Source organism: Pseudoalteromonas prydzensis (assembly GCF_011050055.1).
Taxonomy (GTDB): Bacteria; Pseudomonadota; Gammaproteobacteria; order Enterobacterales; family Alteromonadaceae; genus Pseudoalteromonas; species Pseudoalteromonas prydzensis_A.
This window is the reverse complement of the sequence record NZ_DRGM01000164.1, coordinates 1-14,895: the sequence shown is the minus strand read 5'-3', so window position 1 is coordinate 14,895 and position 14,895 is coordinate 1. Positions and strand designations below refer to the sequence as shown.

Annotated in this window: 8 protein-coding genes; 5 read left to right on the top strand and 3 right to left on the bottom strand. The window is 41.7% G+C overall.

Annotation, left to right across the window (positions count from 1 at the left end; translation table 11 throughout):
* On the top strand, positions 1-4,559 hold a 4,559-nt coding region (locus ENH88_RS15395; RefSeq protein WP_304183506.1), incomplete at its 5' end, for an Ig-like domain-containing protein.
* 104 nt (positions 4,560-4,663) lie between these two features.
* Here ENH88_RS15395 and ENH88_RS15390 read toward each other — a convergent pair.
* From ENH88_RS15390 to mnmC, 3 genes are all read right to left on the bottom strand, one after another.
* On the bottom strand, positions 4,664-6,148 hold the full coding sequence (locus ENH88_RS15390; RefSeq protein ID WP_304183504.1) for a methyl-accepting chemotaxis protein: 1,485 nt from the start codon (positions 6,146-6,148) through the stop codon (positions 4,664-4,666).
* Complete coding sequence (locus ENH88_RS15385) at positions 6,145-6,999, bottom strand: transporter substrate-binding domain-containing protein (RefSeq protein ID WP_304183502.1); 855 nt, start codon at positions 6,997-6,999, stop codon at positions 6,145-6,147. The genes ENH88_RS15390 and ENH88_RS15385 overlap by 4 nt, the downstream gene beginning before the upstream one ends.
* 146 nt (positions 7,000-7,145) lie before the next feature.
* Positions 7,146-9,170, bottom strand: coding sequence for a bifunctional tRNA (5-methylaminomethyl-2-thiouridine)(34)-methyltransferase MnmD/FAD-dependent 5-carboxymethylaminomethyl-2-thiouridine(34) oxidoreductase MnmC (gene mnmC / locus ENH88_RS15380; protein ID WP_304183508.1), 2,025 nt, complete (start codon positions 9,168-9,170; stop codon positions 7,146-7,148).
* A gap of 177 nt (positions 9,171-9,347) precedes the next feature.
* Here mnmC and fabB point away from each other — a divergent pair, with 177 nt between their 5' ends.
* From fabB to ENH88_RS15360, 4 genes are all read left to right on the top strand, one after another.
* Positions 9,348-10,559 carry a beta-ketoacyl-ACP synthase I gene (gene fabB / locus ENH88_RS15375; protein ID WP_304183500.1) on the top strand — a complete coding sequence of 404 codons (1,212 nt, stop codon included), beginning with the start codon at positions 9,348-9,350 and terminating at the stop codon, positions 10,557-10,559.
* A 110-nt stretch (positions 10,560-10,669) separates the two neighbouring features.
* Positions 10,670-11,788 (top strand): 4-phosphoerythronate dehydrogenase, encoded by a 1,119-nt coding sequence (locus ENH88_RS15370; RefSeq protein WP_304183497.1) that lies wholly within the window; start codon positions 10,670-10,672, stop codon positions 11,786-11,788.
* A 50-nt stretch (positions 11,789-11,838) separates the two neighbouring features.
* Entirely contained in the window at positions 11,839-12,855 is a 1,017-nt protein-coding gene (locus ENH88_RS15365) for an aspartate-semialdehyde dehydrogenase (protein ID WP_304183496.1), read from the top strand.
* A gap of 319 nt (positions 12,856-13,174) precedes the next feature.
* The coding region (locus ENH88_RS15360) for a FimV/HubP family polar landmark protein (RefSeq protein ID WP_304183493.1) at positions 13,175-14,895 on the top strand (1,721 nt) is incomplete at its 3' end.

The window sequence follows — 14,895 nt, the reverse complement described above, 5'->3', positions numbered from 1 at the left end:
TTGATGTGGGCGACAGTTTAGATGTCAGCAGTGTCACAGTGGTCAGTGCGCCCAGCAACGGGCAAACGCAAGTAACCGCAACGGGGGCCATTATTTACACCGCCAATGCCGATTACTTCGGTGACGACAGCTTTACTTACACAGTCAAAGACAGCAATGGCGCGGTGTCCAATGTTGCTACAGTCACCATGACCGTGAACCCAGTCAATGATGCACCTTTAGGTATTCCGCAAAGCTTAATACTTGCAGAAGATAATAGCGTCTTGATCACCTTGGTTGGTTCAGATATTGAGAACGATGAGCTAAGTTATCGTCTTGATGAAGGCGCGCTACATGGCTCGCTTGTACAGCAAAGTAATGATAGTTGGTTATATACGCCAAACGCTAATTACAACGGCAGTGATGGCTTTAGTTTTGTTGTTAACGATGGATTATTAGATTCAACAACAACACCGGTATCGTTAGTGATCACCGCAGTGAATGACGCGCCAATTGTAAGTGCACAAACTGGCGTTACTGATGAAGACACAGCAGTCGTTATTAACTTACTCGGTAGTGATGTTGATGGTGATACATTAACCTACACAATTGTGAGTCAACCAACTCATGGCACGGCGATTATCTCAGGTGAACAAGTTACTTATCAAGGCAGTGCAAATTACTTTGGTGACGATCAGTTTAGCTATATAGCGAATGATGGATTACTTGATTCAGCACCGAGCACTGTGTCAGTCACTATCAATAGTATTAACGATTTGCCAGTGATTAGTGGAGTACCAAGCTTAGCGGTTAATGAAAATGACTTATATAGCTTTGTACCAACAGCGACAGATAATGATGGCGATAATCTTAGTTTCAGTATCGAAAATAAACCAAGTTGGCTGAATTTTGATACCACCACAGGGCAGCTATCAGGCAGACCAAGCAATACTGATGTAGGACGTTATACAGGCATTACAGTGAGTGTAACGGATGGGGTTGCAAGCCAAAGTTTAACCCCATTTACACTGACAGTAGTGAATGTAAACGATGCACCAACAATCAGCGGTTCACCTGCAACATCAATCGCGCAAGATACAGGTTACTCATTTACGCCAGTTGTGTCAGATATTGATAATACCAGTTTATCATTAACGATTGCGAACAAGCCGAGTTGGGCAACGTTTGATAGCACAAGTGGTACATTAAGTGGTATACCGACACGAGATGACGTTGGTCTATATAGTAATATTTTGATCAGCGTAAGCGATGGCCAGTTAAGCAGTACGCTTAACCCATTTAGTATTGATGTAACGTATGTAAATGCAGCACCTGTTGCGAATGATATGCTACTAAGTATTGATGAAGACACTAACATCAGTATTAGCGCAGATGTTAATGATAGTGACAATGACAGCTTAGTTATTGAAGTGGTCACTCAACCACAGTTTGGTAGCTTAACGGTGCAAGGAACGGTGTTTAGTTATCAGCCACAAGCTGATTACCATGGCAATGATAGTTTTAGCTATTTAGTAACAGATGGTGAAGCAAATTCAGCCATTGCTACTGCGTCAATTACTGTTGAGTCAGTAAACGATGAACCGGTCGCTGTGGATGATACGTTTAACTTAGTGAGCACAGATAATGGCCGTTATATACTTGATGTGTTAGCGAATGACACTGATGTTGATGGCGATGCAATAACAATTATTGGTGCTAGGGCATCAGTGGGTACCGTGAGTATTGTTGATCAGCAGCTTGTCTATCAACTTAACGCAAGTACCCAAGGCACTATTAAAATTGAGTACATTATTGCCGACCCAGCGCAAGCACAAAGCACAGGGTTTGCTTATATTAACTTTACTGATAGTCAAGCTGATGCACCAACTATTACACCTCCTGCTGATGTGAGTATTGATGCAACAGGGTTGTTCACTCGAGTGAAATTAGGCACAGCCCTTGCGTTTGATAGCGAGCAAAACCGATTACCAGTCGCAACTTTCAAGCAAAGTATGTTATTTACGCCAGGTGTACACCAAGTGTATTGGCAAGCGACAGACAGTAGTGGTAAAACCACAATGGCAAGCCAGCAAGTAATGGTTCACCCGCAAGTGTCGCTAGGTAAAAATAAAGTTGTTGCTGAGGATCAAAGTTATACCACACGGGTTTACTTGAATGGACCCGCGGCAAGTTATCCTGTCACTGTCCCTTACAGTGTATCTGGAACCGCAACATCAGATGATCATGATTTAATCAGCGGCGAAGTGGTTATTGAACAAGGCTTAATGGGTGAGATCAACTTTAGAGTCTTTGCAGATAGTGAGATTGAAGCGGATGAAACAATTGTTATAACGCTTGACGACAGCCTTAATACTGGCGCGCAAGCCACTAATATTACGACTATTTCAGAGAGTAATATAGCACCAAGCTTAGTAACGAGAATTGAACAAAACAATCAGCCGCGGCCATTTGTTTTAGCCAGTGATGACCTCGTAACAATTACAGCGTTGGCAACGGATAATAATCCTGGAGATAGTATTTCATTTAGTTGGCAAGCAGCAGATGAACGGATTGTCGAGCTAGGTGATACGCCTGATACATTTGTGTTCTCTACAGCTGAACTCGATATTGGTATTTATGAAATAGCAGTAACCGCAACAGATGATGCTGTGGATAGCCTCTCAACGACAGTGACCAGTTATGTGGAAGTGTTAGCTCAGTTACCTGAGCTAACAACTGCTGATACTGATAATGACTTAATACCAGACAATATCGAAGGTCTACAAGATAGCGACCGTGATGGTATCCCTGATTACTTGGATAACATTAATGAGTGTAATGTATTACCTGAACAAGTAAATGAGTCAGCGCAGTTCCTTATTGAAGGAGATGCGGGAGCATGTTTAAGAAAAGCATTCTTAAGCACACAAAATAGCAGTGGCGCAGCACAATTGTTTGAAAGTGAGCTACCTGTAGATGTTGGTATGGAAAACTCTGGTGGCTACTTTAGCTTTATAGTAACCGCCATGGAGCAAAAAGGTGAAAACTACCATATAGTGCTGCCGCAAAGAATGCCAATACCTGCAGGTGCGATTTATAGAAAGCTTATCAATAATGAATGGGTTGACTTTAACACCAACAATGGCGATAAGCTCTATTCAACGCAAGGTGAGCAAGGTTATTGTCCTTCACCCAATAGTCAGCTGTGGCAAGAAGGCCTTAAAGAAGGTGACTGGTGTGTGCAATTACGCATAACGGATGGCGGTATCAATGATGCCGACGGCGTAGCGAATGGTCAAATTGTTGACCCCGGCGGCGTAAGCGTTATAAGCAGCAATAACAGCGCACCTGTTACACAATCAGATCAAGTGATTATTGCAGTTGGTAATAGTATTGTTATTGATGTGCTTAGTAATGATAGCGATGCAGATAATGATGTACTCACGCTCACCAGTGCGAGTGTTGATTTTGGTGAGGTAGCCATTGTTAATAATCAACTTAGTTATCAACCATTACTTGAGTTCATTGGTACTGCAACAATCAACTACAGTGTGTCTGATGGTCAAGGTGGCACAGCCTTTGATACAGCGACTGTGAGTGTGGTAGTGAACAGTGCCCCAACAACGATTGCTGATACTGCAAGCACCAATGACCGCACGCAAATAGTTATTGATGTGCTCGCCAATGATAGCGATGCGGATGGCGACGCACTGAGTTTAATAAGCGCGCAAGCTACGCAAGGAACAGTCACTATAAATGGCGATGGTACATTGAATTACCAACCCAAAGCAGGTTTTGAAGGTGTCGATTTTATTGAGTATACAGTAGCTGACAGTAAAGGTGCTGAAGCTAAAGGAGAAGTTAAAGTGACTGTAAAAGCTTATACAACCACCACGGTTAAAAATAGCTCATCAGGTAGTTTAGGCAGCACTATGGTGTTATTAATGATTGGTTTGGTCTTTATACGTCGCCAATCAAAACTGACCCCATGGGCCTTACTTGCTACGGCTGCGGTAGTCAGTCAGCCAGTATTAGCTGGTGAATGGTCTATGGATGGCACGATTGGTTATGCAGCCGTTGCAGGCTCGACCACAGCTAATCAATCAGTCGAATTAGCGAATACTGAATACGATGATACCGATATTAGTTGGTCAATAGGCGGAATTTATTCTTTTGCGACTAATTGGCAATTTGGCGTACGCTATATCAACTTAGGTGAAGGTAGTATGACCTTTGTTGGAGATACACTTGATCCAAGTAACGCGCAACTGAATGTGTCACAAACCGTGCCGGTATTATCACAAGGACCTGCGATACAAACTGCTTATCTATTCCCGCTGTTGGGCCAAGTTAAGAGTAAGGTTTTTGTTGGAGCTTTTCATTATCATTATTCGATTGATAGCCACTCATCTACGGGGCAAAAAATTGCATATAATGACACTAATACACGTCCTTATTTTGGCGGGCAATTAGCTTATCCAGTGTTTGAAAATACAGATGTTTCAATTAACTATAGTCATTATAAGTTAAGAGAAAATGATGTGAATGAATGGGCGCTAGGATTCCAATATCAATTTTAGGAGTAATTAAAGCGTAAATGTCTGAACTCTGGATAGTAAATCTCTTAACCAGAGTTCAGGTTGAATAAAAACGGCTCGCTTTATTAGACTAGCCGTTTTTGTATTTAATACTTAAATAACCCAAGTTTTGCGACAATCCCTTGTTCAAGATCATTGAGTTGCTTTATCGTATCGTCGAGGTGCTCAGCTTCTTGGGCAAGCGATTTTGCGCCATGATTGATTTTTTCCATAGTGACTAATATTCCTTGTGTAACAAACGTTTGCTCTTCTGAGCTTGCCGCAATGCGTTCATTCATTAGATTAATTTCATCAACTTGCTGCGCAATGTTATGAAAAATGCGCTGACTTTGTTGGTTTGCAGTCGTCACTTGATTACTTACATGTTTACTTTTTTGTGTAGCAGCAACACATTCACTGGCGTTGGTTTGCAGTGCAGTAATAATGTTTTCGATTTCAGATGTGGAATGATAGGTTTTGCTTGCAAGTGCGCGAACTTCATCAGCCACCACAGCAAAGCCACGACCAGACTCTCCCGCCCGAGCGGCTTCAATGGCAGCGTTAAGCGCCAGTAAGTTAGTTTGTTCGGCTATACTTTTTATTACATCAAGTACTTGGCTTATCTCACTGCTGCGACTATCAAGTTGCTCTACCACTGTTGAAGTATGATCTAATTGATTTTCAAGATCGCTTATCAAGCTGCTGTTATTACCCATCGATAGCTCGCCGTCTTGGCAGAGTCCTTGTACTTGTACTGTTTGCTCTGCTGTTTGCGTCGCGCCAAGTGCAATCTCCTTGGTGGCAGATGTTAATTGGCTGAGTGACAAGGTCGCGGCATCGGTTAATTGGTATTCTTGCTCGGCTTCATGTTTAGAGCGCACTGTTGCTTCGTTGACTGCTGCGGCAATCACTTCAAGCTCAGTGGCTGTTTGGCCAAGACTGGCGATGATCTGTTGAACCTCATTAATAAAGCGATTAAACCCTGCGACTAAATGTCCTATTTCGTCACTTGATTGATAGTTGATTCGTTGAGTTAAATCGCCAGAGCCACGGGCAAGTTCATCCACCAATTGATTGACACTGACAATCGGTTTGATGATCAGCACTTTGCATACACTAAGAATAATAATACCCAACATAGCAAAGGAAATGGCAAGGGTGATAACCATGGTACTTAATGCTTTGTTGATGCTGTTATTTAATTGATCTTGGCTAAAGCTAATATGAATCGTGCCAATTTGTTGCTCTGAAAATGTCAGTGCTATGTGTTGTTTGAGCAATTGCTTCGTTGCATTACTGGGTTTATCGAGTCGTCCGAGCTCAATACCTCGATGATCAATAATAGTGAGCTGTTGAATATCTGAGTTTTTGGCAAAAGCGTGCAATATTCGCGCTATCAGTGGTTTATCATAGGAAAATACCGGCTCAGCTAAAATAACCGTTAATTGCTGTTTTATCGCATCAATATTGTTGTGCCATTGCTGTGTTTCATCATTCTTTAGCAACATGTAATTAGCCCCAATCACAAAACTAAAAGTAACAAGTAAACATATACTCAGCGCGGTGATTATTTTTCTTTGTAATGATTTCATGGTGTGTTGCTGCTTTCGTTAAGTGGATCAAACCACAGAGAAGGGTGTGATAGCGGCGTGTCTGATGACAAGCTAGGATTTTCTAATGGGATCACTGTGCGCGCTGCTAAGTTTGCTTTAGCTAGCACCATTTGCACTTGGCTGTCGTCAAAAAACATACTGGAAAAAGTACCATCGGCAATCATCGCTTGTAATGCGTTACTAAGCTGGTTAGCGAGAGTGTGATTATCTTTCGCAACAAAAAAATATAGCGGTGCGGTGTACTTTAATAAAATATAGGGGTCAACGGTCAGATTTAATTCTTGATGAGTGGCTATTTCATCCCATGGTTCGTTGACACCACGAGGAAAGTAGTCAAAACGATTACCTTCAAGCATAGGGAAAAGGTTAGGGTATTTAAGCGTGGTAAGTACCTCTAAACCATTGGCTTTTAAAATTTGTGTATCGGGCCAAGTTTTCCCTTGTCCGGCAGAAAATTCTTTAAGTTCAGAAAGTTGGGTTACATCTTTAAATATATCGCGATTTTGCTGGGTGACAATGGCGACCCGCATGCCAAGCAAGCCTCTAAATAGCGGAATATAAATAGCTTGATAGTCTTGCTCAAGTTGCTCAGAGGTCATGCTCCACATCACATCTAACTGACCATTTTTTACATCATTTAAAATACGCGCATTTGAAATGTCTTTATCACTTTCATAAGGATGGATATAGGTAAGGTTTTGCCTTGCTAATGCGGTTAGTAATAGCTTGTGCGGTAACGAAGTATCACCTGAATAACTTTGTAATTTGATTGCGGCGGCGTTGCAATAGTGACTGCCGAAGAATATCAATATATAGAGTAAATAGCGCATAAAGGCCGTGTTGTTATTATTGTGTTAATAATAAACTACGGCGCTTTTGTTATAAGCTCAACAGTTTGTTTTATGCATACGTATTCAAGCCACTTCGTCGTCAACCGTTATTATTTTTTGAGTTCCGACACGCTATGTTTGTTAAGTTAAATTTTATTACGGATTAAATCGCGAACAATAAAACGAGCGGGGTGGATTGCTTGGCTTACTCGCTCACTTAATGGCAGTGGTTCATCGTTAAGTGCAGCAATTAAATGTTCCGCACACAAAGGCGCGCTGCATAAGCCGCGAGCACCAAACCCGGTTAATAGGTGCAAACCTTGTTGCGGTTTTTGCAAAGCGTGATATTGATAACGTTTGCCCAAGCGTAAATTGGCAAACGCTTGAATATAATCACTTTGCTGCGGCCATTCTCCAGCCATCGGAAGGTGATCAATAAAACTACAGCGTACCGCGGCTTTGGCAGCAGTGATTTTACCTAAATTACTGGCAAAGTCGGTTTGTCCATAAAAGCTCAGTAGTTGCTCGCGATTAGTTTGATTGTCTTGCTCGGTGACTGCACGGCTTTTTGAGTTTTTCTCAAACGTTGCGCCCATACAATGATGATCTAAGTATGCGGGAGTAAAATAACCTTTATGGCATAACACCGTTTTTAGTTTACGTGATGCAGGACTTGCTTGCAGATGGGATACTTGACCACGCACGCCAACAATTGGCAAAGACTGAGTTTGTGTAAAGCGGTCACTGTGCTCGCCCGCGCAAATAATAACATCACTAAATGGGCCAAATTGTTGCCCTTGGCTTTTTAGCAACCAGCCTTGCGAAGTTTTCTCAAGCGCTTCGATATCACAATTAAAGTGGCTCTGGATGGGGGTAAGTGCATGGGCTTGTTGAAATAGCGCATTCACTAATTGAGGGGGATTTAGCCAACCGCCAAGTGGAAAATATACGCCTGAGTAGCCTGTACTTACACCGGCAATTTCATCACCTTGCTCAGGCGTTACGCTGTGCATGAGTTCAGTTGGCCACAGCTGTTTGCTTTCAATACTTTGATGACGATCGGCTAATGGTTGTTTTACCGCATGCTGTAAAACGCCACACCATTGGTGATCATAGTTAAAACCATTGTCAGTTAATTGTTGATATAAGCGTTTTGCGTATAAAAAACTATGTGCAAATAGCTCACTGTGCGGTGAATTTTTGGCTTGTAAATGCGGGTAAACCGCGCCTTGCACATTATGCGATGCCCCCATTGCCAGCTGCGGATCTTGACAAAACAACTGACTGTTGATCCCTCGTTTGGCTAAGCTATATAAAATCGCGCTGCTAGCAATCCCCCCACCAATAACGGCTACATTGCTCAATGCACTTTGCTGATGAGCGAAATAAGCTGGGGTAGAGTATGCATCATTAGCTTGTGTTAAATAACCAGTTAACATTTCTTTTTTATTACCGTGGCCTTTCACTTTTTGTACCGCAAACCCTGCATCAGCAAGACCTCTGCGTACAACACCTGCAACCGTAAAGGTTGCGAACGTGGCATTACTACGAGAAATATCCACCATTGAGTTGAATAAGGCTGGTTGCCACATTTCGGGGTTTTTACTCGGTGCAAAACCGTCAAGATACCACGCATCGATAATACCTGTTTGCGGGTAGCTTATAGCTGCAAGTGATTCTTGCACATCGCCAAAATACAAATCGAGGATAATTTGACCATTATCAAATTCAAGACGATGACAGCCTGCTAGGTTTATTGGATACTTTTCAAGTAACAGGTCACTTAAGGAGGCTAAAGTTGGCCATACTTGTAAGGCTTTTTTTAGTTCAGTCACTTTAATCGGATACTTTTCAAAGGAAATAAAATGTAAGCGTTGCACGTTTTGTTGTACTAAATTGTGAACTTCTCGATTAGGATGCTGCCTATTGGTTAAATGATTTTTAAATTGCTGCCACGTATTTAAAAAATTAAGCCCAGTACCAAAACCTGTTTCTGCAATAACAAAATGTGTTCGGTCATGATTTTGTAACCGATGCGGCATATTATTTTGTTGATAAAAGACATAATCGGACTCAGCTAGGCCATCATCGTTTGAAAAATAGACATCATTAAAGTTGTCTGCAACGGGTGTACCTAAGTTATTAAAGTGGATTTCAGCGTTTTTGATCATGGCATGCAATGAATGAGTACTTTTTTTCATTATTTTACGTGTTTTCTTTGAAATAGTCTGGCGTTATTTATAAGCTAGAGGTTCAGAGTACAAGTGTACGCTAGAAAGCTGACCACTTTGTCGTAAGTTTCAGCGTAAAATAGAATATAATTTAGTATCAAGCTAAGGTAATTACCCATGAGAAGAGCCGTTATTACGGGCATCGGTGTTGTATCAAGCATCGGTAACAACAAAGAAGAAGTATTAGAATCGTTAAAAACTGGTAAGAGTGGTATCGCTTTTAACCCAGAATTTGCTGAATATAAGTTACGTAGTAACGTATCGGGCAAAATTGATATTGACGTTAAAGAGTTTGTTGATCGTAAAGCAATGCGCTTTATGGGCGATGCCGCTGCCTATTCGTATATCTCAATGGCCGAAGCTATCGCAGATTCAGGTTTATCTGATGAGCAAGTATCAAATGAGCGTACGGGGATCATTGTGGGTTCCGGTGGTGGTTCATCTAAATGGCAAGTAGAAGCAGCTGACATTTTACGTGAAAAAGGCGTAAAACGTGTTGGTCCTTATATGGTGCCACGTACTATGGCCAGCACAACGTCTGCGTGTTTAGCGACACCGTTTAAAATTAAAGGCGTTAACTACTCAATCAGTTCAGCATGTGCCACCTCTGCACACTGTATTGGTAACGCTGTAGAGCAAATCCAATTAGGCAAACAAGACGTTGTTTTTGCCGGTGGCGGTGAAGAGCTGCACTGGACATTGGCAATGGAATTTGACGCTATGGGCGCACTTTCTACTAAGTACAATGAAACACCAGAAAAAGCCTCTCGTACCTACGATGCTAACCGCGATGGTTTTGTTATCTCTGGCGGCGGCGGTATTGTTGTTGTTGAAGAACTTGAACATGCGCTTGCACGTGGTGCACATATTTATGCTGAAGTGGTTGGTTACGGCGCGACATCAGATGGTTATGACATGGTTGCTCCTTCTGGCGAAGGTGCTGCACGTTGTATGCGCCAAGCAATGCAAGGCGTTGACAGCATTGATTACTTAAATACCCATGGTACATCTACACCAGTTGGTGATGTTAAAGAGCTTGGCGCGATTCAAGAAGTATTTGGTGGTAAATCACCAATGATCAGCGCAACTAAAGCAATGACAGGCCATGCCCTTGGTGCGGCTGGTGTGCATGAAGCTATTTTCTCACTACTTATGTTAGAGCACGGCTTTGTTGCACCTTCAATTAATATTGATGAGTTAGATGAACAAGCCGCAGGCTTAAACATCATCACTGAGCGTAAAGACGTTGAGCTAAATACTGTTATGTCTAACAGCTTTGGTTTTGGTGGCACTAACGCCACATTAGTAATGAGTAAATATAAAGGCTAATTAAAAAGCCACATTACAACTAGAAGCCGAGCAACTTGCTCGGCTTTTTCGTTTTCAAAATGGGTTATGTTCGTTACAATAGCGGCTCTTCGTGCCAACTGGACTTGTTAATGAAAATTCTTGCGGACCAAAACATGCCACTTGTTGAGCAGTACTTTGCTGATTTTGGTGAAGTAACGCGTTTTGATGGTCGTACATTGCAAAGTGAACAGCTAATAGATATTGATGTATTATTAACTCGTTCAGTCACACTCGTGAACGAAGCTCTTTTAAGCCATGCGAATAAATTACAGTTTGTAGGTACAGCTACCATTGGTATCGATCACATTGACACTGATTTACTCAACCAGCGCGGCATCACTTTCACCAGTGCCCCTGGTTGTAATGCTGTTGCGGTCGCAGAGTATGTGATCAGCAGTTTGTTTGCGCTGAGCCAAGAAAATGCCACTAGCTTACAGGGCAAAACCATTGGTATTGTCGGTGTTGGTAGCATAGGGAGTTGTTTGCGAGACAAACTAGCCGCGCTTGATGTGACCGTGTTGCTATGTGATCCGCCCAAGTATCAAGCAGGGCAATTAGCAGAGCATTTAGATATTGATGAGTTACTCACTAAAGCAGATATAGTTACCTTTCATGTGCCGCTGGTAACAACAGGTAAGCACAAAACCTTGCATCTAATGGATAAAGCTCGCTTAGCAGCACTTAAGCCAGGCACTATCCTAATCAATGCCAGTCGTGGTGATGTAATTGATAATCAAGCTTTGCTAAACGTGATGCAAAGCGGCGCTAAATTGGATTTAGTTTTAGATGTATGGGAAAACGAGCCGAGCATACTGACTGAGCTGCTTGACTATGTGCGTTATGCCAGTGTACATATTGCCGGGCATACCCTTGAGGGCAAAGCTCGCGGCACGCAAATGCTCTATCAAAAATTGTGTGGGCTTAAAGACGTACCAGCAAATAAAACGTTAGCTGATTTTTTACCTACACCGGCCATTGCACAAGTCACTTTACAAGAAACCTTCAGCTTTGCTGAGTTGGGTCAATTGATCCATCTTGTTTACGACGTGCGTCGTGATGACGGTATTTTACGCCGTAATTTGGCAACTGATGGTTTTGATAGTTTACGCAAAAATTACCCGATCCGTCGTGAATTTAGCACTGTAAATATCACTGGCGCGAAACATAATAAAGCGCTGTTATCAGGGCTTGGTTTCGTAACCGAATAATATAATTTTAAACAGCGGCCATAAGGGCGGTTGTTAAACGAGGAATACACATGTCACAAAAATATAATGTTGCCGTACTTGGCGCCACAGGTCTTGTTGGCCGCCAAATTATTGAAACGTTAGAAGATCGTAAATTTCCAGTTGATCAATTATTTTTATTGGCAAGTAGCCGCAGTGCGGGTGAAGATATTAAATTTCGCGGTGAAACTATCGAAGTGCAAGACGTTGCTGGGTTTGATTTTAGTCAAGCACATATCGGCTTGTTTTCAGCCGGTGGCAGTGTTTCAGAGAAATACGCACCTATAGCGGCTGATGCGGGTTGTATCGTAATTGATAACACCTCACACTTTAGAAATGACTTTGAAATTCCATTAGTCGTGCCAGAAGTCAACGCAGCAAGCCTTGCAGACTTTAGAAACCGTAATATTATTGCCAACCCAAATTGCTCAACTATTCAAATGATGGTGGCGTTAAAACCAATTTATGATGCATACGGTATTGATCGTATCAATGTATCAACGTATCAAGCAGTATCTGGCGCGGGTAAACAAGCGGTTGATGAGCTCGCTAAACAAACCGCTAATTTAATGAATGCTCGCCCGATAGAAAGCGAATTGTTTCCAAAGCAAATGGCGTTTAATGTTATTCCGCAAATTGATGTTTTTGAAGATAACGGCTACACCCGCGAAGAAATGAAAATGGTTAACGAAACCCATAAAATTTTAGGCGATACTACCATTGCGGTTAATCCGACGTGTGTACGCGTGCCGGTATTTTTTGGTCATTCTGAAGCGATTAATATTGAAACACGGATGCCGTATGATTTTGAACACGTTAAGCAATTACTTAACGATGCCCCTGGCCTTGAATTAATCGATGATGAAGGGGATTACCCAACGGCTGTTTCTGATGCCAGTGGCAACGACACCGTTTATGTTGGCCGATTACGCCAAGATATTTCTCATCCGCATGGTTTAAATATGTGGGTTGTTAGTGATAATACTCGCAAAGGGGCTGCGACTAATAGTGTGCAAATAGCCGAAGAGTTAATAGCTAACTACCTTTAATTAAAGATGAGAAAAGCGGCCATTTGCCGCTTTTTTATTTTTTAACAGCCAAATAATTGCCGCATAGCAGCTAAAAGCGTATAAACTTAATCTTAACTATAAAAAACTCTTCCAGCTGATAAAGTTTAAGCTATTACGTATCAAAGTGTTGCGATGGATATTAAGCCGCAACTGGTTTATAGTTTGCAACTGGAATAGAGCTTGCAAGAAAGACTTAATTAACTATTTATTTATGTACGTTATTTCTGCAAGAAATAATCAATGTTTAAGCGCCTAATCGTAAGGCGCTGCGTTAACATTTAAACATTAAAGGATCAGCATGCGCGGTTTAGCTTCACTCCTCTTATTAGCGTCTGCATTGGTGGTAACACCGATATACTCCCAAGACGGAGCTCAATTAAAAGGGCCTAAGGGTGTCGATTATGGCGTTCAAGGGCGTTCAATTGGGCCAATCAAGCCAACTGATACGCTATGGCGTATTGCAGCAAAAGTGCGGCCAGATAACTCGGTCAGTATTTATCAGGTTATGCAGGCTTTGTATGAAAAAAACCCGCAATCGTTTTTAGATCAAAACCTTAATCATATGCGTGATGGCGCGTATTTAAAAATTCCGACCTTAACTGAAATTCAAGGTGTAAACCCCGAACTTGCTAAGCAACGCTCTGAGCAAGACGATGAGTTGTGGGAAAAAAAGAAAAACGGCACACTGACAAACAGTGAGATCACCGCATCACAAAAGAAAGTCACCCAAGCGCGTAAAGTGGATGTTGATGAAGCAAAACAAGAATTAAAGCAAGAAATCAACAACATTAAAACGCAGCAAGGTACACAACTGGTTGAACTACAAAAACAGTTCAAATCTTCAGTGGCTAATGTCGAAGAAATTTTAGTTGAGAATAATAAATTAAAGCAACAGCTTACCGGCGTTTCTAAAGAGCTTGAAAACATTCGCGAACAGCTCGGTCAAGACAGCGAAATTCAGCGACAATTGAAAGAATTAATTGCAAAACAAAACGAAATTATAGAGCAACAAAGTGCAAAAAAGCTCGAAGAGACTAGTGAGTTTAATTTTGCTGGACTATTAGCCAATCCGCTAGTTCTCATTCTATTAATGACTATACCTGCATTGTTGATCATCTTTGCAATTGTGATGTTCTTGCGTAAACGCAATAACAAACAAGAGGAAGATATTGATGATGAGTTTTTACCACAAAGTCCAAGTTATAGCGCAGGTGATGATATTGATCTAGGGCCTTCACTAGACCCAATTATTCCTGATCCAGTACCTAATGATCTTGATGATTTAAGTGTACAGCTGGATGATGATAAGGATATTTTACCTGACGACGATGACATTATTTTTGATGATAATATCGATGATGGATTTGAAGATGGCGATAGTTTATTAAATCAAGACGAATTAGATGGTTTACTGAGCGACGACATCGTGTTCGATGATGAAAGTGATGAAGCTAAAGAAGAAAATGATGAACTCGATATTTTCATGCAGCAAGACTTTGATCAAACAGACGATGATAGCTTAGGCGACGATATCGACTTAGATATGAAAGCTGACACTGATGATGGTGATATCTTGAGTGCCGCTGATTTAGATGATTTATTCGCGAATGACACTGAACAGCCCGTAACGGCTAAAGCCGATGATGCTCTTGATTCAGATGACGACTTAGCTGCGCTTAGTGAAGAATTAGCAGATGATGATTTTGATATTGATGCCTTGATTGATGAGCAAAGCAGTAATCAATCAGCTGAGCCTGTTGAAGATGATGAATTTGATTTAGATGACATTGATAGTCTGATTGATGAAGCCGCAGAGGATAACAGCGTAACAGAGCCCGAGCTTGTCGAAGAAGACGACGACTTTGATGTAGCTGACATTGATAGTCTTATTGATGAAGCCGCAGAGGATAACAGCGTAGCAGAGCCTGAGCTTGGCGAAGAAGACGACGACTTTGATGTAGCTGACATTGATAGTCTTATTGATGAAGCCGCAGAGGATAACAGCGTAGCAGAGCCTGA